Origin of the sequence: Marseilla massiliensis, from assembly GCF_023336985.1 — a bacterium.
GTDB classification, from domain to species: domain Bacteria; phylum Bacteroidota; class Bacteroidia; order Bacteroidales; family Bacteroidaceae; genus Prevotella; species Prevotella intestinigallinarum.
This window is the reverse complement of record NZ_JAMBLP010000001.1, coordinates 262,585-283,424: the sequence shown is the minus strand read 5'-3', so window position 1 is coordinate 283,424 and position 20,840 is coordinate 262,585. Positions and strand designations below refer to the sequence as shown.

The window sequence follows — 20,840 nt, the reverse complement described above, 5'->3', positions numbered from 1 at the left end:
AAACAAGAGGCAATATCTATAAACAATAACTAAAATACTATTTTAAATGAACAACCTTAAGGTATCTATTGCAGGGCTCGGCATTGCTGCGGCAATGTTCACGGCCTGCACATCAGAGCATCAGACGGCTGTGACTGTCTCCGGACTGAATCCCGCGGCATTCGACTCTGTTATCAACGGCAAGAAAACAGCCCTGTACACACTGACAAACAAGAGCGGCATGGAAGTTTGCATAACCAACTTCGGCGGCCGGGTGGTATCGATTGTCGTGCCCGACAAAGACGGCAAGCCCACCGACGTGGTGCTCGGCTATGACAACCTGGCCCAGTATGCCGACACGGTGAGCTCGCCAAGCGACTTCGGCTCGTCGGTAGGACGCTACGCCAACCGCATCAACAAGGGCCGGCTGACCGTTGAGGGCAAGGAATACCAGCTTCCGCAAAACAACTTCGGCCACTGCCTGCACGGCGGGCCCAGCGGATGGATGTACCAGGTGTACGACGCCGAGCAGCCCAACGACTCGACACTGAAACTGACCATCGTTTCGCCCGACGGCGACAACGGATTCCCCGGCACAGTAACAGCGACAACCACTTACACCTTATTAAATAACAACACACTCGACATCAGCTTTGATGCCACGACCGACAAAGAGACCGTGATAAACATGACAAACCACAGCTACTTCAACTTGAACGGCGACCCGTCGACCGAAGGCATGGACATGGTGCTCTACATCAACGCCGACAACTACACACCGGCCGACTCTACCTACATGACCACCGGCGAGATAAGCCCAGTTGAAGGCACGCCGATGGACTTCCGCACACCGAGGGCACTTGAGCAGACCGTGAACGACTCCACCTTCGAACAGATAAGGAACGCCAGCGGCTACGACCACAACTGGTGCCTCAACACCTACAAGGACGGGAAAGGCGACGACAAGACCGTTGCGGCATCGCTCTATTCACCCAAGACGGGCATTTTCCTCGAGATGTTCACCAACGAGCCTGGCGTGCAGGTGTACACCGGCAACTTCCAGGGCACAGGCGTAAGCTGCAAGCACGGCGTGAAATACCCGAAGCACGTGTCGGTATGCCTTGAAAGCCAGAAATACCCCGACTCGCCGAACAAGAAAGACTGGCCGTCGCCCTACCTCAAGCCGGGCGAGAAATACCACAGCCACGTGGCATACAAGTTCAGCGTAAAATGAGAGACACCAACAAACAGAAGCATAAAACACATACATACAACTTAAGGAAATGAACTGGAACACAAACGAATTCATTTGGCTCGACTGGGCTGTGCTCGCCGTAGGAGTGGTGGCCATAGTATGGGCAATATACCGCAGCATAAAGAAAGACAGGGAGAAGATGAAGGGCGCCGACAGCCAAGACTACCTCTTTGGCAAGGGAGAGCCATGGTATATCATAGGCGCGGCCATCTTCGCGGCCAACATCGGCTCCGAGCACCTGGTCGGACTGGCCGGCACCGGAGCGAAAGACGGCGTGGGCATGGCCCACTGGGAGATGCAGGGATGGATGATACTAATCCTCGGCTGGCTTTTCGTGCCGTTCTACCAGCTGCTCAACACCAAGATGGGCAAGATCATCACCATGCCCGACTTCCTGAAGTTCCGCTACACACAGCGCACGGGTTCGTGGCTGTCGATAATCACCCTGATTGCCTACGTGCTCACAAAGGTGTCGGTGACTGCGTTCACCGGCGGCATATTCTTTGAATACCTGCTCGGGCTGCCGTTCTGGTACGGCGCCATTGGCCTCATAGCCATCACGGCCGTGTTCACCGTGTTCGGCGGCATGAAGGGCGTGATGACGCTGTCGGCCATACAGACCCCCATCCTCATCATAGGCTCATTCCTCGTGCTCTTCCTTGGCCTGAGCATGCTCGGCAACGGCAGCATAGTGGAAGGATGGTCGCAGATGATGGATGTGTGCAACGCAGCCCACGACGGATTCGGCACGACACACATGTTCCACACCAATCCCGACGACCCGATGTACCCGCAGTTCCCGGGCTACGTGGTGTTCCTCGGCGCCTCGATAATCGGTTTCTGGTATTGGTGCACCGACCAGCACATCGTTCAGCGTGTGCTCGGACAGACCAAGGGTGAGGACAATACGACCGTGATGAAGCGCGCGCGCCGCGGCACCATAGCTGCCGGCTACTTCAAACTGCTGCCCGTGTTCATGTTCCTCATACCGGGAATGGTGGCTTTCGCCCTGTCACAGAAAGCAGGCAGCGGCATCATCATGGACATAACCAACTCTCACGACACCGACGGCGCGTTCGCAATGATGGTAAAGAACATCCTGCCGGCAGGCGTCAAGGGCCTCGTGACCATCGGATTCATCTGCGCGCTGGTGGCATCGCTGGCCGCATTCTTCAACAGCTGCGCCACCCTCTTCACCGAAGACTTCTACAAGCCAATGAAGAAGGGCATGAGCGAAAGCCACTATGTGTTTGTTGGCCGCGTGGCCACGGTAGTGGTGGTGCTGCTCGGACTGGCGTGGATGCCTATAATGATGAACATGGGCAACCTGTATTCTTACCTGCAAGACATCCAGTCGCTCATAGCCCCGGCCATGGTGGCGGTGTTCACCCTGGGCATATTCTCGAAGCGCATAACGCCGAAAGCCGGCGAATGGGGCCTCATCGGCGGCTTCCTAATCGGCATGCTCCGACTGCTGACCAACGTGCTCACCAACTCGGGCAAGGCCACCATGGAGGGTGCCTTCTGGGAGAACACCACATGGTTCTGGCAGACCAACTGGCTCATATTCGAGGTTTGGCTGCTCGTGTTCATCATTGTGGCCATGTTCATAATCTCGTGCTTCACGCCGAAACCCAGCAAGGAGCAGATTGAGGCCATAACTTTCACAGGTAGCTACAAGAAGGCCATACGCGACAGCTGGAACGTATGGGACGTCGTGGCATCGCTCGGCGTAGTGGCCCTGTGCGCCGCCTTCTACATCTACTTCTGGTAAGCAACATGCCACCGGGCCGGCACGGCACTTACGCCTGGCTGCCCCGGTGGCATCAATAAAATCAAAAGAATACTGATGACAACATATTACGAAGAATATTCCAAAGTACTTGTGTCTGTCGACTGCATCATCTTCGGCTTCGACGAGGGTGAGCTGAAGATACTCATCGGCAAGCGCAAGATGGATCCGGGGCGCGACCAGTGGTCGCTCTACGGAGGGTTCATCCACGACGACGAAAGCGTTGACGACGCAGCCAACCGCGTGCTGTTCCAGCTCACGGGCCTGAGAAACATATACATGAGGCAGGTGGGGGCCTTCGGCAACGTAGACCGTGACCCCGGAGAGCGGGTAATATCAATTGCCTACTATGCCCTGATAAACGTGAAAGACTACGACAGCAACCTGCAGGAGGAGCACGGGCTGAAGTGGGTGCCGGTCAACGACCTGCCGCAAATGTATTCAGACCACAACACCATGGTGGCCAAGGCCCACAAGATGATGCAGCGCAAGATATCGCACGAGCCGATAAGCTTCAACCTGCTGCCGAAGCTGTTCACGCTGACGCAACTGCAAAAGCTCTACGAAGCCGTGTGCGGCGAGAAGGTCGACAAGCGGAACTTCCGCAAGAGGATAAAGGAAATGGACTTCATCGAGAAGACAGAACTGATAGACAAGACCAGTTCGAAGCGTGGGGCCTATCTCTACAGGTTCAACAAAATGGCCTACAACGAAGACCCCAACTTCAAGCTGTAAACAAAACAAAAGCATACAATCATGTTAGAAGAACTGAAAGAAAAAGTATTCAAGGCCAACTTGGACTTGGTGAAGCATAACCTGGTGATATTCACATGGGGCAACGTCTCGGCGATAGACCGCGAAAAAGGCCTCGTGGTAATCAAGCCGTCGGGCGTGAGCTATGACACGATGAAGGCATCAGACATGGTGGTGGTTGACGTAAACACGGGCAAGGTGGTAGAGGGCGACCTCAACCCCTCGTCAGACACCCACACACACCTCGTCATCTACAGGGCCTTCCCCGAGATTGGCGGCATAGTGCACACCCACTCTACCTACGCCACGGCCTGGGCGCAAGCCGGCAAGGACATACCCAACATCGGGACGACGCATGCCGACTACTTCCACGACGACATACCATGCACCGACGACATGACCGAAGCCGAGGTGAAAGGCGACTATGAGCTGGAAACGGGCAACGTCATCGTGCGCCGCCTCAACGATGGGGGCATCAACCCCGTGCACACACCTGGCGTGCTGGTGAAAAACCACGGGCCGTTCGCATGGGGAAAAGACGCCGACAACGCCGTATACAACGCCGTGGTGATGGAGCAGGTGGCCAAGATGGCATTCGTGTCGTTTGCCGTCAACCCCGCCACAACCATGAACCCGCTGCTCGTCGAGAAGCACTTCAGCCGCAAGCACGGCCCTAACGCTTACTATGGACAGAAAAAGAAGTAAAACCGGAACAAAAGACATAACAAAACATTTCATAACTAAAAACAGACAGACAACTATGGTTAAAGCATTCGAGAACTTAGAAGTATGGTTCGTAACAGGAGCTCAGCTCCTTTACGGAGGCGACGCCGTCGTACAGGTTGACGGTCATTCAAAGATAATGGTCGACGGACTCAACGAGTCGGGACGGCTGCCCATAAAGGTGGTTTACAAAGGGACGGCCAACAGCTCTAAGGAAGTGGCCGACATCTTCGCACAGGCCAACAACGACAAGAAGTGTGTAGGCGTCATCACATGGATGCACACCTTCTCGCCTGCAAAGATGTGGATTCACGGCCTGCAGATACTGCACAAGCCGCTGCTCCACCTCCATACACAGTTCAACGCAGAGATTCCATGGGACACCATGGACATGGACTTCATGAACCTGAACCAGAGCGCACACGGAGACCGCGAGTTTGGCCACATCATCTCGAGGATGCGCATACGCCGCAAGCTCGTTGTGGGATACTGGAAAGAGGAGAAGACGCAAGACCACATAGCCGTATGGGAGCGCGTGTGCGCTGCTTGGGCCGACGCACAGGACATGCTCATCATCCGCTTCGGCGACCAGATGAACAATGTAGCAGTGACCGACGGCGACAAGGTGGCCGCCGAGCAGGTGATGGGATACCACGTTGACTACTGCCCCGTGAGCGAGCTGATGGAATGCCAGAAGCAGGTGAAGGACGAAGAGGTGAAGGCTCTCGTGGCCGAATACTTCAAGCTCTATGACCACGACGCCGCCCTCGAGGATGAGAGCAACGAGAACTACGCCGTCATCTGGAACGCCGCCAAGGCCGAGCTGGCCATACGCGCCATACTGAAAGCCAAGGGCGCCAAGGGATTCACGACAAACTTCGACGACCTCGGACAGACCGAGGGCAGCCACTTCGACCAGATTCCGGGTCTCGCATCGCAGCGCCTGATGGCCGAAGGCTACGGCTTCGGAGCCGAGGGCGACTGGAAGTCGGCCGCACTCTACCGCACCCTGTGGGTAATGAACCAGGGCATGGGCGGCGGATGCTCGTTCCTCGAGGACTACACCCTCAACTTCAACGGTGAGCAAAGTGCCATCCTCCAGGCACACATGCTCGAGGTTTGCCCGCTCATAGCCGCCGCCAAGCCACGCCTTGAAGTCCATTTCCTCGGCATAGGCATACGCAAGAGCCAGACCGCACGCCTCGTGTTCACATCCAAGGTGGGCAAGGGCGTAACGGCAACAGTGGTCGACATGGGCAACAGGTTCCGCCTCATTGTCAACGACGTCGACTGCATCGAGCCCAAGCCTCTGCCCAAGCTCCCTGTGGCATCGGCACTCTGGATACCCCAGCCCAACTTCGAGGTGGGAGCCGGATGCTGGATATATGCCGGCGGCACACACCACAGCTGCTTCTCTTACGACCTTACCGACGAGTATTGGCAGGACTATGCCGAGATTGCCGGCATAGAGTGTGTCATCATCAACGACAAGACCACCGTCGACGACTTCCGCAAGGAACTGCGCTTCAACGAGGTTTACTACATGTTGAACAAGGCGCTTTGCTAAGCCCCGCGGCCTCAACATAAGCTAAAAGGAGTTCCAGGGCTGTCTCGACAGGCAGCCACGGAACTTCTTATGGTTACTTTCATCACCATACATTATCAACTTATAATTACCAATATGAATACTGACGCTAAATCAATTATAGAAAACGGCAAGGCCATACTCGGCATAGAATTTGGCTCAACACGCATCAAGGCCGTATTGATAGACCCTGAAAACAGACCAATAGCACAAGGAAGCCACACTTGGGAAAACCAACTGGTGGACGGATTGTGGACTTACAGCATCGAGGCGATATGGTATGGGCTGCAAGACTGCTATGCCGACTTGCGGAGAAACGTAAAAGAACAATACGACATAGAAATAGAAACCCTTGCTGCAATAGGCGTGAGCGCAATGATGCACGGATACATGGCATTCAACAAGCAGCAAGAGATACTGGTGCCGTTCCGCACATGGCGAAACACCAACACGGCCAAGGCTGCCGCCGAACTGTCTGACCTCTTTGTCTTCAACATACCGCTCAGATGGAGCATATCCCACTTGTACCAGGCCATTCTCGACAACGAGGAGCACGTGAAAGACATCGACTACCTCACAACGCTGGCCGGATACATCCACTGGCTCATCACCGGCGAAAGGGTGCTGGGCATAGGCGACGCATCGGGAATGCTGCCCATCGACCCGCAAACAAAGAACTACTCGGCTGCAATGATAGAAAAATTCGACAACCTGGTAGCCGACAGGGGATACCAGTGGAAACTGGCCGACATATTGCCAAGGGTGCTGCCGGCAGGCAAAAACGCAGGCTTCCTCACACCCGAGGGCGCCAAGCGCCTTGACGTGTCGGGGCACCTGAAGGCCGGAATACCCGTTTGCCCGCCCGAAGGCGACGCCGGAACAGGCATGGTGGCCACCAATGCTGTCAAGCCGCGCACGGGCAACGTGTCGGCAGGAACGTCGTCGTTCTCGATGATTGTGCTCGAGAAAGACCTGTCAAGGCCCTACGAGGTGATAGACATCGTGACCACACCCGACGGCAACCCGGTGGCGATGGTCCACTGCAACAACTGCACGTCAGACCTCAACGCGTGGGTCAACCTCTTCAAGGAATACCAGGAACTGATGGGAATGCCCGTCGACATGAACCAAGTCTACGAGAAGCTGTACAACCACGCGCTCAAGGGAGCGGCAGACTGCGGCGGACTGCTGTCGTACAACTATTTTTCCGGCGAGCCCGTCACCGGCATGGCAGAAGGCAGGCCGATGTTCGTGCGCTCGGCAAACGACAAATTCACTCTGGCAAACTTCATGAGGGCCAACCTCTACGCAGCCGTCGGCGTGCTCAAGATAGGCAACGACATCCTGTTCAACGACGAGCACATCAAGGTGGACAAGATAACCGGGCACGGTGGTTTGTTCAAGACCAAGGGCGTGGGACAGCGCATCCTGGCAGCAGCGCTCAACTCTCCGATATCCGTAATGGAGACAGCCGGCGAAGGCGGACCGTGGGGCATGGCCATCTTAGGGTCGTATCTCGTCAACAACACGGCAAACCTGTCTCTGCCTGAATTCCTCGACGAGAAGGTGTTTGCCGGTAACCAAGGCACCGAGATTGCGCCGACACCAGAGGATGTGGCCGGATTCAACGCCTACATCAAGAAGTACAACAGATGCCTGCCCATAGAAGCAGCAGCAGTGAAATACAACTGACATACGTATTATTAATAGAACATATCGACGAATGAGCAACAAACTCTTTGCCTGTGGACTGTTCCTTGCCGCCAGCCTTTATGCCTCGGCCGGCAACACAGCCCAAATCACCATATCGACCGACGGTGGGAAGAACATTATCCACAAGGAGATATACGGACAATTTGCCGAACACCTCGGCTCTTGCATCTATGGCGGACTGTGGGTCGGCGAGGATTCGCCCATACCCAACATCAAGGGTTACCGCAAAGACGTATTCGACGCGCTCAAGCAGCTGCAGGTGCCGGTGCTGCGCTGGCCCGGCGGGTGCTTTGCCGACGAGTACCACTGGATGGACGGGATAGGCCCAAGGGAACAGCGGCCAAAGATGCAGAACAACAACTGGGGCGGAACGATAGAAGACAACTCGTTTGGCACACACGAATTCCTGAACCTTTGCGAAATGCTGGGCTGCGAACCATACATCAGCGGCAACGTCGGCAGCGGCACGGTCGAGGAACTGGCCAAGTGGGTTGAGTACATGACAAGCGACGGTGACACCCCGATGGCCAACCTGAGGCGCAAAAACGGGCGCGACAAGGCGTGGCGCGTAAAATACCTCGGCGTGGGCAACGAGAGCTGGGGATGCGGCGGCAACATGAGGCCGGAATACTACTCAGACCTCTACAGGCGCTATTCGGTTTACTGCCGCAACTACGACGGCAACAAGCTCTACAAGATTGCGAGCGGCGCAAGCGACTACGACTACAACTGGACTCGCGTGCTCATGGACAACATAGGCCACCGCATGGACGGCGTCTCGCTGCATTACTACACCGTGACCGGATGGAGCGGCAGCAAAGGCTCGGCCACCAAGTTTGACAACAACGACTATTACTGGACCATCGGAAAGTGCCTCGAGATAGAAGACGTGATTGAGCGCCACGCGCAAATCATGGACAAGAAAGACCCGAAGAAGCAAATAGGGCTGCTCGTAGATGAATGGGGAACATGGTGGGACGAGGAACCCGGCACCGTAAAAGGCCACCTCTACCAGCAGAACTCCATGCGCGACGCCTTTGTGGCTGCGCTGACGCTCAATGTCTTCCACCGCCACACCGACCGGGTGCGCATGGCCAACATCGCACAGGTGGTCAATGTGCTGCAGTCTATGATTCTTACCGACACCAAGGGAACCGGTCACATGGTGCTCACACCGACATACCACGTGTTTGAGATGTACAAGGGGTTCATGGGAGCCACCAGCCTCCCCCTCACGCTTACATGCGACAGCATGGACGTCAGGGGCGACAGCCATGCCAAGGACGGGCGCCGCATACCTCTGGTGAGCGCGTCGGCAGCTAAACAGGCCGACGGTTCGCTAATCATCTCGCTGGCCAATGTGAGCCTGGACGAGAACCAAGACGTTGAGATTGCGCTCGGAAACAACGCTCCCAAGGCAGTTAGCGGACGGATATTAAGCAGCAAGTCGATTGCCGACTACAACGACTTCGACCACCCCAACGTCGTTGCGCCTCAAGAATTCAAAGGGGCCAAGCTCAAGAAAGGAACGATCAAGATGCAGATACCTGCCAAATCCATCGTGGTAATAAACGTTAAGTAACGCTCAACGGCATGAACAAAATCACCAACAAGACCATACTTGCCGCAACGCTTATGCTGTGCACGGCAGCCATTTCGGCTGCCGGAGCACGCAAAAGCCACAGGCAGGCATCGCCATACAAAGGATACATATTCGCTTACTTTGAGGGAACGGGCGACGCCGACAAGCAGGAACACCTGAGGTTTGCCGTCAGCGAAGACGCGAAGAACTGGTTTGCACTCAACAAAAACCGCCCTGTGGTAAGCTCAGACACCATCAGCGAGAGCGGCGGAATACGCGACCCGCACATCCTGCGAGGCGAAGACGGCCACACGTTTTACATCGTTGCCACTGACATGAACACCAGGAAGCATGGCTGGAAGGAGAACCCGGGCATCGTGCTGATGAAGTCCGACGACCTCGTCAACTGGACGCATGCGAAGATTAACCTGTCTAAAGACTACCCGGAGAACTTCGGCGACGCCTACTGGGTATGGGCTCCGCAGACCATATACGACAAAAAGGTCGGCAAGTACATGATATACTTCACGCTGCAACGCAACGACCGCAAGTCGCTCATAACTTACTACGCTTACGCCAATGACGACTTCACAGGGTTTGAAGGCGAGCCCAAGGTGCTTTTCAGCGCCAAGTATGGCAGCATTGACAACGACATCATCTACAAAGACGGCACCTACCACCTCTTTTATAAAGGCAACACAAAGAACGAAGAGGGCAAGGAGGTGAAGAACGGCATACAGCAGGCCACCTCGCGCAGCCTGCTCGGCAAATGGAAAGAAGACTTCAAGTATGTAGACTCTTACGCCGGCACGAAGACTCACGTGGAGGGTTCAAGCGTGTTCAAGCTCAACGACCGCGACGAATACGTGCTCATGTACGATCTGTATTCCAGCGGAAGGTATGAGTATCAGACATCGAAAGACCTCAAGACGTTTACAAGCAAACCACAGTCTTTCAGGAAAGACTTCTTCCCAAGGCACGGGACGGTGACTTCGCTCACCGCCGAAGAACTTGACCGGGTGCAGTCAAAATGGGGCTATGTGCTCAAACACGACATCGAGAGCAACGGCAACCCGATATTCAAGCACAAGTTCACGGCCGACCCGGCGGTATTAGTACACAACGACACGCTGTGGCTCTTCACCGGCGAAGACTTTGCCGGCAACCAGCGCGGCTACACCATGAAAGACTGGCTGGTGTTCTCAACCACCGACATGAAGCACTGGACCGAATACCCCGTGCCGCTCCGCCCCACCGACTTCAGCTGGGCCAAGAACAGACCTGCCTACGCCGGACACGTGGCAGAGCGCAACGGCAAGTTCTACTGGTATGTGAGCACCAACTCTGGCGGCATCGGCGTGGCCGTGGCCAACCGCCCCGAAGGGCCTTACACAGAGGCCTTGGGCAAGCCTCTGCTCACAAAGAAAGACTGTTTCGCCTCTACCCACGGATGGGCATGCATCGACCCGGCTGTCTTCATCGACGACGACGGGCAGGCTTACCTGTTCTGGGGCAACCGGGAGTGTTACTATGTGAAGCTCAAGGAAAACATGATTGAGACCGACGGCGACATACACCAAGTGGCCATTGACGCCTCGCACCCCTTCACCGAGGCTCCTTGGGTACACAAGTACAACGGCAAGTACTACCTTACTTACGCCTCAGAATGGCCTGAGAAGATTGCCTACGCCATGGCAGACAAGGTGACCGGCCCATACGAAGTGAAAGGCATAATATCCGAAATTGCCGGCAACAGCAACACAACCCACCCTGCCATCGTAAACTTCCGCGACAAGTGGGTGTTCTTCTCCCACAACGGCGGCCTGCCTGAAGGCACAAGCTACAGCCGCTCTGTGGTGGCCGAACCGATGGAATACAATCCCGACGGAACGATAAAGAAAATCAATCCATCAACAGAAGGCATGCAGTTCAAGGAGTGGAGCGGCAACCCGATACTGCCGGGCATGCACGCCGACCCCGAGATACTGTACTCTGAGAAAACCGGGCGCTACTACATCTACTCCACCACCGACGGACATCCAGGATGGGGAGGATGGTATTTCACATGCTTCTCGTCCGACAACCTGGTCGACTGGCGCGACGAAGGCATAATACTCGACGTGTGCAAAGACACCAAGTGGGCAAGCGGCAACGCCTGGGCACCGGCAATCATCGAGAAAAAGGTTGACGGACAATACAAGTATTTCTTCTATTACAGCGGCAACGCAGGCAACGCCAAGGCCATCGGAGTGGCCGTGGCCGACAGTCCTACAGGGCCTTTCGTCGACTTGGGCCACCCCATTGTCAACAAAAGGCCGGCCGGACTGAAGAACGGCCAGCAGATTGACGTAGACGTGTTCAACGACCCCGACACCGGCATCGACTACCTATACTGGGGCAACGGCTACATGGCCGGAGCCAGGCTCAACCCCGACATGACGTCGATAGACACAACCACGCTGAAGCTGATGACCCCGCGGGGCGGCAGCCTGAGCGACTACAAATACCGCGAAGCCCCTTACGTGTTCAAGCGCAACGGGCTCTACTACTTCCTTTGGAGCGTCGACGACACAGGCTCACCCAATTACCACGTCGTCTACGGCACGAGCAAGTCGCCGCTCGGCCCCATTGAGGTGGCTAAAGACCCCATCATACTCATCCAAGAGCCCGAATCCGAAATCTACGGCCCGGCGCACAACAGTGTACTCAAGGTGCCGGGGAAAGACGAATGGTACATAGTATACCACCGGATAAACAAAAACTACCTGCCCAAGGACAAAGGGCCGGGCTACCACCGCGAGGTGTGCATCGACAAGATGGAGTTCAACGCCGACGGAACGATAAAGCGCACGATACCTACCCACAAAGGAATCAAGGCAATCAAATAACCACATAAAAAAACAAACAATCATGAACGACAAGAAAGTTATGACACTTGCAGCCGACAACATACGCATACTGGCTGCATCAATGGTCGAAAAAGCCAAGTCGGGCCACCCCGGAGGAGCCATGGGCGGAGCCGATTTCATCAATGTGCTTTTCTCGGAATTCCTTGTTTACGACCCCGAAAACCCGTCATGGGAAGGCCGTGACCGCTTCTTCCTCGACCCGGGCCACATGTCGCCAATGCTCTATTCGGCACTCGCCATGCAGGGCAAGTTCTCGCTCGAAGAGCTGAAGCAGTTCCGCCAGTGGGGCTCGCCCACCCCGGGACACCCCGAGCGCGACATAGAGCGCGGCATAGAAAACACGTCGGGCCCCCTCGGACAGGGACACACGTTTGCAGCAGGTGCCGCGATAGCAGAGAAATTCCTTGAGGCCCGCCTGGGCAAGGAGGTGATGAAGCACAAGATATATGCCTACATCTCCGACGGCGGCATAGAGGAAGAGATATCCCAGGGCACGGGCCGCATAGCAGGCATCCTGGGCCTCAACAACCTCATAATGTTCTACGACTCCAACGAGATACAGCTCTCAACCGAGTGCAACGTGGTGATGAACGAAGACACCGAGGCCAAGTACAAGGCATGGGGATGGAACGTTATCAACATCAACGGCAACGACGCCGACGAAATACGCGAAGCCCTCAAGGCTGCACAGAAAGAAGAGAAGCGCCCGACGCTCATCATCGGCAAGACCGTAATGGGAAAGGGAGCGCTCAAGGCCGACGGCACGAGCTATGAGCACAACATCGGCACCCACGGCGCACCGCTTGGCGGCGACGCTTACATCAACACTATAAAGAACCTCGGCGGCAACCCCGACGACCCGTTTGTGATTTTCCCCGAGGTGGCCAAAATCTATGCCGACCGCCGCGAAGAGCTGAAGAAGATAGTTGCTCAGCGCCATGCCGAAGAAGCCGAGTGGGCAAAGGCCAACCCTGAGAAAGCCGCCCTCATGAAAGAATGGTTCAGCGGCAACGCACCAAAGGTAGACTGGAGCGTTCTCACCCAGAAAGAAGGCGCTGCCACCCGCGCTGCCAGCGCAGCATGCCTTGGCGTGCTGGCCGAGCAGGTGCCAAACATGATATGTGCCTCGGCCGACCTGTCAAACTCCGACAAGACCGACGGTTTCCTGAAGAAAACCCACGCGTTGCAGGCAGGCGACTTCAGCGGTGCGTTCTTCCAGGCAGGCGTGGCCGAGCTGACCATGGCCTGCATGTGCATCGGAATGTACCTGCACGGCGGCGTCATACCTGCATGCGGCACGTTCTTCGTGTTCTCCGACTACATGAAGCCTGCCGTTCGCATGGCTGCCCTCATGGAGGTGCCCATCAAGTTCATCTGGACACACGACGCCTTCCGCGTGGGCGAAGACGGCCCAACCCACGAGCCTGTTGAGCAGGAAGCCCAGATACGACTTATGGAGAAACTCAAGAACCACCACGGCAAGGACAGCGTACGCGTGTTCCGTCCGGCCGATGCCGACGAGACAACGGTATGCTGGGCCATGGCCATGGAGAACACCGAGACGCCTACTGCCCTCATCTTCTCGCGCCAGAACATTGCCAAGCTGCCCGCCGGCAACGACTACGAGCAGGCCCGCAAGGGTGCATACGTGGTGGCCGGATCAGACGACGATTACGACATCATCCTGCTGGCCGACGGTTCCGAGGTGTCAACACTGGTGGCCGGCGCCGAGCTGCTGCGCAAAGACGGCGTCAAGGTGCGCATAGTGAGCGCCCCGAGCGAAGGCCTGTTCCGCAGCCAGAGCCGCGAGTATCAGGAGAGCGTGCTGCCCCACGGCGCCAAGGTGTTCGGCATGACAGCCGGGCTGCCTGTGACCCTTGAGGGCCTGGCAGGGGCCAACGGGCGTGTGTTCGGCATGCCGAGCTTCGGTTTCTCGGCACCCTACAAGGTGCTCGACGAGAAACTCGGTTATACGGCCGAGAACGTCTACAAGCAGGTGAAAGACTTCCTCGCAGAATAATGCAGCCATGGAGACAAAGACAATAGGTCTGGCATCAGACCACGCCGGATACGAACTGAAGCAGTATGTCATTGAATACTGCAAGGCTCACGGCTATGCCTACAAGGACTACGGCACCCACTCTACCGACAGTTGCGACTATCCCGACTATGGCCACGCCTTGGCCAGGGGCATTGAGGCAGGCGACGTTTATCCCGGCATTGCCATCTGCGGGAGCGGCGAAGGCATAAGCATGACTCTCAACAAGCACCAGGGCATACGCGCCGCCTTGTGCTGGATGCCTGAGATTGCTCACCTGGCACGCCAGCACAACAACGCCAACGTTCTGGTGATGCCCGGGCGCTTCATCGACAACGCCATGGCAAAGAGCATAATGGACGAATTTTTTGCCACCGAATTTGAAGGAGGGCGCCACCAGAAGCGCATCGACAAGATTCCGGTAGACTAATGGCAAACTCTGTTTATAGGGGCCGCGACGGTTGTCGCGGCCCCTTATTTGTTTGAGCAGGCCATGAGACGCCATGCCGTCACATTGAAACAATGAAGCCACCTCGCCAGCATGCCACCCCGACACGGCGGGCGCAACGGCTGCCAACCGCGCCCACGGCACTCAATCCAGACCTGGCTTCATGTTCCCGGATGCAATGCCTTTAGCAAATCACCACATTTGGGTATTGCCCGACAGCCCCATTACCACTACCTTTGCATCGTGACAAGCCATCAAGGATGCAAGTAACAAAAGACCATATACGGAATGACATAATGCAGGCCTCGGCAAAGTTGTTCTTGGCCAAGGGCTTCGCAGGGGTGAGCATGCGCGAGATAGCAGCTGCCGCACACACCGGAGTGGGCAACATCTACAACTACTTCCGCAGCAAGGATCATCTGTTCTGTAGCCTTGTCGCCCCGGCCGTCAGAGACCTCGAGACCATGCTCGAGGAGCACCATGGCAGTTGTGGCCGCGACATAATGGACATGTGCGACAAGAAATACCTCGACTGCATGGTCAGCCAGTACACCGACCTTATTTGCAACCACAGCCACCGCCTCGCCTTGCTGCTTTTTAAGTCGCAAGACTCGTCGCTCGCCACATTCCGCGAACGCTTTACCGACAGGGCCACGTCACTGGTCAAGGCCTACTTCGCCGACATGAAGAACCGCCATCCCGGCATTTGTTCAGACGTGACCGACTTCTCGTTGCGCATCCACACCATCTGGATGTTCACTCTGTTTGAGGAAATCATCAGACAGAGAGTGGCGGCACAAGAACGCCGAAAGGCCATTACCGAATACCTGACCATAGAAATTGCTGGATGGAGAGAGCTCATGAAGATATGAGCTCTCTCCTTTTTTGTGAACAAAACCGCCGTACGTTCATTATTCAGCCTGACCGACCTACAGTATATAAACATAAACAACAAACAAAAATGAGAATGAAACTGATAAGCAGAATCTTGCAAAACACGCGCAAGCCCCACGGCTTCTGGGGCCGGATGATGCTGCGCGGAATGAACTGCGGCCACGCCAGAGTGGCCGAATGGGGCATGAGCATGCTGGAGTGGATGCCACAGTGGGATGCGCTCGACATTGGCTGCGGAGGCGGGGCCAACATCAGCCGCATGCTGAAACTGTGCAGCCGGGGGCGCGTGTGTGGCGTCGACTTGTCGCCGGAGAGCGTGGCCTTCGCCCGGAAGAAAAACCGCCACGCCTTGGGCCGACGCTGCGCCATAGAGCAAGGCAGTGCCGACTTGCTGCCCTACGCCGACGCTTCGTTTGACATTGTGACTGCCTTCGAGACCATTTATTTCTGGCCAGACCTCAACGGGGCATTCCGACAGATAGACCGTGTGCTAAAAGACGGAGGCCTGTTCATGGTGTGCAACGAGGCAAGCAACCCCAACAACACTTTCTGGACCAACCGTATAGAAGGCATGACCGTACATTCGGCCGAAGGAATAGGCCACGTGCTGACAAACACCTGCTTCGATGACATAAGCATCAACTATGGCCGTGGCGAGGAGATATGCATCATCGCCCGCAAGCCACATGCCCGCGCCCAGGCCGAGAAGTCCCGTCGCCAAGGAGCAACAGCCGGTTAGACGTCAGCCAAATAGGCTGCAGGTGCCGTGGCCGCCCATACTTAGCGCAAGCCGGAATCATCCGTTCGGCCGCACGGAACAGTCGGTATGGACGAGCAGACAGGGCAAGGCGGCATTCCGACTTGCCGACGGCATTGTCATGACACGGCAGACAACATACTTTGTCGTAAACCAAACTACACCATAAATGAAGACATTAAACAAACTGACTCACTACATGGGCAACCGCAAAAAACTATTCCCGGTTGCCATCATCCTGTCGGCCGTGAGCGAGCTGGCAGGCATCGCGCCATACATACTGATATGGCTTATAATGCGTGTACTGCTTGCCGGTTCGCCGGTGCAAGCCAACGGCAACATCGCGGCATACGCCCTGTGGACAGGCATTGCCGCCGTGGGCAGCGTGGCGCTCTATTTCGCCTCGCTTGCATGTTCGCATCTCGTGGCCTTCCGCGTGGAGACCAACATCCGCAAGGAGTCCATGGCCAAGGTGGTGGCCATGCCACTCGGCTTCTTCGACACCACAACGAGCGGCCGCATACGCAAGGTCATCGACGACAACGCCGGAGTGACCCACTCGTTTGTGGCCCACCAAATGCCCGACCTCGCCGGAACGGTGCTCGTGCCGGTGGCCTCAATAGCCCTGATCATGTTTTTCAACGCGCGGCCGGGCCTGACTTGCCTCATCCCCGTGGCCATTGCCATGGCCATCATGGGCCACACCATGAACACGCGAGGGCGTGAGTTCATGGCCGCCTACATGAACCTGCTCGAAAAGATGAACACCGAAGCCGTTGAATATGTCAGGGGCATACCTGTGGTCAAGGTTTTTCAGCAGACGGTTTACTCTTTCAAAAACTTCTACAACGTAATAATGGAGTATAAGCATACGGCCTCGCGCTACACCGGACTGTGGCAACTGCCCATGTCTCTCTACACCGTTGTCGTCAACAGTTTTGTCTTTGCCCTCATACCCGTGGCAATATTGCTCGCCACGGGCGGCGAGAGCCTGACCGGAGTGATGCTCGACATGCTGCTGTTCATACTCATCACTCCCGTATTCTCACAGAGCATAATGCGCAGCATGTACATAGGGCAGGCCGTGGGCCAGGCAGCCGAAGCCATAGACCGGCTCGACAGCATGCACGCTTTCAGGCCGCTTGCAGGCATGCAAGGCCGGCCGCAACACAAGCCGGCACGGCTGGCAAGCTGCCGGCAGTGGCGCCACGCCTTGGGCGAGTCATGCCTAACACTACAACGCCGGTGGGCCATGGCCTGCAGATATTGCAAGCCATGGCCCACCGGTCTATGCCACGACGAGTGCCTGGCGACGCCTGTCAAGCGTTGGGCAGATGCACCTCGCCCGAACGCTCAAACACATCGCGCACCTTGTTTATTTCAAGGAACGACGTGCCTCCGCCGACGGCGAAGCTGCCGCTGAGGTGCGCAATCTTGTCGTCCATGCTCAGATAGCCTTTCTGCCTGAGCATGCGCAGGGCTGCAAGGAACTGTTCCTTCTGACCTATCTGCTCGTGCTGTGCCACCGAAATCACTCCGTAGCTCAACGCCAGCCAGCGCTGCACCTTGTCCTTATAGCAGATGGCCAACACGGGGTTGGGCCCGCGGAAGGCAGCCAGGTTGCGGGCTGTCTGCCCCGTCTTGCTGTCGGTGATGATGCCTTTCACCCCCAGGCGCTCGGTAGCCTCGATGGCGTTCCAAGCAAGAAACTCCGACACATCGCAGTCGGCCCTGAGCGGCACCGCAATGTTGTGCTCCTTCATCTTGTCTTTCTCGGCCTGCTCGGCAATGGCAGCCATAGTCCTGACAGCCTCGACGGGATATTTGCCCGAGGCAGTCTCGCCGCTTAGCATCAGCGCGTCGGTACGGTAATATATGGCGTTGGCAATGTCGGTCACCTCGGCACGCGTGGGCCTCGGGTTGGTAATCATGGTGTGGAGCATCTGCGTGGCCACAATCACAGGCTTCTTGGCCTGTATGCACTTGTGTATTATCCTGCGCTGTATGCCCGGTATGCGCTCTATTGGCACCTCGATGCCAAGGTCGCCACGGGCAATCATGATGCCATAAGAAGCCTCGATAATCTCGTCGATGTTGTCAACTCCCTCCTGGTTCTCTATCTTCGATATTATCTTGATGTCGCTGCCGCGGCTGTCGAGTATCTCCTGCACCGCAGCCACATCTGCCGCGCTCCTCACAAACGAGTGGGCTATGAAGTCTATGTCTTCGTCGATAGCCAGGTTGATGTTGGCCTTGTCCTTCTCGGTAAGCGCAGGCAGGTCGATGTGCACCCCGGGCACGTTGACGCTCTTGTGCGAGCCCAACACCCCGTCGTTCTGTACCTGTGCAATGACGGCCGGCCCGTTGATGCCTATCACCTTCATGTCGATAGCTCCGTCGTCGAAGAGGATGTCGTCGCCCACGTGGACATCATTGGCGAAGTTGACATACGACAGGTTCACTATGTCGTGCTCGGTGTCCATTTCCGGCCGCCCGAATATCTTCACCACGTCGCCGGCCTTGTAGCTGATGGGCTCCTGGCAGCCGGTAGTCCTTATTTCCGGCCCTTTGGTGTCAATCAGTATGCCTATGTGATGTGACACCTTGCGGGTATTCCTTATTATCTGGCGTATGCCATCGGCCGATGCGTGCGCAGTGTTCATGCGCACTACGTTCATCCCTGCATCGAAAAGCTCACGAATGAAGTCTACGCTGCATCTCCTGTCGCTGATGGATGCCACAATCTTTGTTTGTTTCATCATTTGTATTATCCGGATTTGTTGTAAACACAATGCAAAGTTACACTATTTTTGCGAGACCGCAAAATAAATGCCGAAAAGCTTTAACGGCCAACATGCATAGCTGCCCCACCCGATGGCTGCCCGGCATTGGCCGACGACGGCCACCGCCCACGTCCCGCAGCTACGGCGGCTCACGGCAGACACACATTTTTTCTGCCAGTGTGGCACATGTTTATCATTTTTTCCTTACCTTTGCACCTGAGAATATAAACTACAAGTTTTAAATATTTCTATTATGCTTACACTCAAACTCATCACTGAGGAGACCGAACGTGTGATTCGCGGACTTGAAAAGAAGCACTTCGACGGTGCCAAAGAAACTATCGAGAAGGTAATCGAAATAGACAGGAATCGCCGTGAAGCGCAGCAGAAACTTGACAAGGCCAAGCAAGAGGCCAAGCAACTGGCAGCGCAGATAGGCAGCCTCATGAAGCAGGGGAAGAAAGACGAAGCCGAAGAGATAAAGGCCAAGGTGGCCGTGATTAAGCAGGCCGACAAAGCGCTACAGGAAACCATGGAAAACGCCGAGAAGGAGCTCCACGACTTGCTGTGCACCATCCCCAACGTGCCCAACGACGACGTGCCCGAGGGCAAGGACGCTTCCGACAACGTGGTGGTCAAGGAAGGCGGCGTGATACCCGAACTGCCTGCCGACGCCCTGTGCCACTGGGACCTCTGCAAGAAGTTCAACCTCATAGACTTCGACATGGGTGTGAAAATCACCGGGGCCGGTTTCCCCATCTACATCGGCAAGATGGCCCGCCTGCAGCGCGCCCTCGAGGCTTTCTTCCTCGAGGAGGCACGCAAGAGCGGCTACCTCGAGGTGCAGCCGCCCTATGTGGTCAACGAGGCATCGGGCTACGGCACAGGCCAGCTGCCCGACAAGGAGGGGCAGATGTATCATTGCAACCTCGACAACCTTTACCTCATACCTACTGCCGAGGTGCCGGTGACCAACATCTTCCGCGACGTCATCCTCGATGAGAAAGACCTGCCCATAAAGCGCACGGCCTACTCTGCCTGTTTCAGGCGCGAGGCAGGCTCGTATGGCAAGGACGTGAGGGGGCTCAACCGCCTGCACCAGTTCGACAAGGTGGAGATTGTGCGCATCGACACGCCGGAGCACTCATACGAGAGCCTCAGGGAGATGCTCGACCACGTGGAAGGCCTGGTCAAGAAGCTCGAGCTGCCCTACCACATACTGCGGCTGTGCGGAGGCGACATGAGTTTCACCTCGGCAATATGCTACGACTTCGAGGTGTGGAGCGCCGCACAGAAGCGCTGGCTCGAAGTTTCGTCGGTGTCTAACTTCGAGAGCTATCAGGCAAACCGCCTGAAGTGCCGCTACCGCCGCGCCGACGACAAGAAGATTGAACTATGCCACACGCTCAACGGCTCGGCCCTGGCCCTCCCGCGCATAGTGGCCACCATACTCGAAAACAACCAGACGCCCGAGGGCATAAGGGTGCCTAAGTGCCTCGTGCCCTACTGTGGTTTCGAAATGCTCGACGACAAGAACTTCTAAGCACAATGCTACGCCCGCCGGCAAGGCCACACACCTGCCGGCGGGCTGATGCAAGCGTGCGAAACGACTACACGCAACACATCAGA

General features: G+C 56.3%; 14 protein-coding genes and 2 pseudogenes. 15 read left to right on the top strand and 1 reads right to left on the bottom strand.

The window, feature by feature from the left end; translation table 11 throughout:
• The first annotated feature begins 46 nt into the window (after positions 1-46).
• From M3089_RS01080 to M3089_RS01015, 14 genes and pseudogenes are all read left to right on the top strand, one after another.
• On the top strand, positions 47-1,213 hold the full coding sequence (locus M3089_RS01080; RefSeq protein WP_249081285.1) for an aldose epimerase family protein: 1,167 nt from the start codon (positions 47-49) through the stop codon (positions 1,211-1,213).
• 49 nt (positions 1,214-1,262) lie between these two features.
• The gene (locus M3089_RS01075) at positions 1,263-3,008 is read left to right on the top strand and encodes a sodium:solute symporter (RefSeq protein ID WP_249081284.1); all 1,746 of its coding nucleotides are present in this window, start codon (positions 1,263-1,265) and stop codon (positions 3,006-3,008) included.
• A gap of 75 nt (positions 3,009-3,083) precedes the next feature.
• On the top strand, positions 3,084-3,761 hold the full coding sequence (locus M3089_RS01070) for an NUDIX hydrolase (RefSeq protein WP_249081283.1): 678 nt from the start codon (positions 3,084-3,086) through the stop codon (positions 3,759-3,761).
• 21 nt (positions 3,762-3,782) lie between these two features.
• The gene (locus M3089_RS01065; protein WP_249081282.1) at positions 3,783-4,484 is read left to right on the top strand and encodes an L-ribulose-5-phosphate 4-epimerase; all 702 of its coding nucleotides are present in this window, start codon (positions 3,783-3,785) and stop codon (positions 4,482-4,484) included.
• Positions 4,485-4,539: 55 nt separating this feature from the next.
• Positions 4,540-6,069, top strand: a complete 1,530-nt coding sequence (gene araA / locus M3089_RS01060) for an L-arabinose isomerase (RefSeq protein ID WP_205110298.1) — start codon at positions 4,540-4,542, stop codon at positions 6,067-6,069.
• Between the two features lie 114 nt (positions 6,070-6,183).
• Positions 6,184-7,779: a xylulokinase gene (locus M3089_RS01055; protein ID WP_249081281.1), complete on the top strand. Its 1,596-nt coding sequence runs from the start codon at positions 6,184-6,186 to the stop codon at positions 7,777-7,779.
• A 31-nt stretch (positions 7,780-7,810) separates the two neighbouring features.
• Positions 7,811-9,382 (top strand): alpha-N-arabinofuranosidase, encoded by a 1,572-nt coding sequence (locus tag M3089_RS01050; protein WP_249081280.1) that lies wholly within the window; start codon positions 7,811-7,813, stop codon positions 9,380-9,382.
• An 11-nt stretch (positions 9,383-9,393) separates the two neighbouring features.
• Positions 9,394-11,265 (top strand): annotated as a pseudogene (locus M3089_RS01045) (family 43 glycosylhydrolase); the annotation flags it as partial.
• A gap of 63 nt (positions 11,266-11,328) precedes the next feature.
• Positions 11,329-12,270, top strand: a pseudogene (locus tag M3089_RS01040) (family 43 glycosylhydrolase); the annotation flags it as partial.
• Between the two features lie 22 nt (positions 12,271-12,292).
• Positions 12,293-14,311 carry a transketolase family protein gene (locus M3089_RS01035; RefSeq protein ID WP_249081278.1) on the top strand — a complete coding sequence of 673 codons (2,019 nt, stop codon included), beginning with the start codon at positions 12,293-12,295 and terminating at the stop codon, positions 14,309-14,311.
• Between the two features lie 7 nt (positions 14,312-14,318).
• Positions 14,319-14,759 carry a ribose 5-phosphate isomerase B gene (gene rpiB, locus M3089_RS01030; RefSeq protein ID WP_205110306.1) on the top strand — a complete coding sequence of 147 codons (441 nt, stop codon included), beginning with the start codon at positions 14,319-14,321 and terminating at the stop codon, positions 14,757-14,759.
• Positions 14,760-15,037: 278 nt separating this feature from the next.
• Complete coding sequence (locus tag M3089_RS01025) at positions 15,038-15,649, top strand: TetR/AcrR family transcriptional regulator (protein WP_249081276.1); 612 nt, start codon at positions 15,038-15,040, stop codon at positions 15,647-15,649.
• Positions 15,625-16,410: a class I SAM-dependent methyltransferase gene (locus M3089_RS01020; protein WP_317236382.1), complete on the top strand. Its 786-nt coding sequence runs from the start codon at positions 15,625-15,627 to the stop codon at positions 16,408-16,410. The genes M3089_RS01025 and M3089_RS01020 overlap by 25 nt, the downstream gene beginning before the upstream one ends.
• A 187-nt stretch (positions 16,411-16,597) precedes the next feature.
• Positions 16,598-17,851, top strand: a complete 1,254-nt coding sequence (locus M3089_RS01015; RefSeq protein WP_249081272.1) for an ABC transporter transmembrane domain-containing protein — start codon at positions 16,598-16,600, stop codon at positions 17,849-17,851.
• Here M3089_RS01015 and pyk read toward each other — a convergent pair.
• Positions 17,748-19,187, bottom strand: a complete 1,440-nt coding sequence (gene pyk / locus M3089_RS01010; RefSeq protein ID WP_249081355.1) for a pyruvate kinase — start codon at positions 19,185-19,187, stop codon at positions 17,748-17,750. The genes M3089_RS01015 and pyk overlap by 104 nt on opposite strands.
• Before the next feature lie 277 nt (positions 19,188-19,464).
• On the opposite strand from pyk, the gene serS reads away from it, so the two are divergent.
• The gene (gene serS / locus M3089_RS01005; protein WP_205110314.1) at positions 19,465-20,754 is read left to right on the top strand and encodes a serine--tRNA ligase; all 1,290 of its coding nucleotides are present in this window, start codon (positions 19,465-19,467) and stop codon (positions 20,752-20,754) included.
• Positions 20,755-20,840 lie beyond the last annotated feature (86 nt).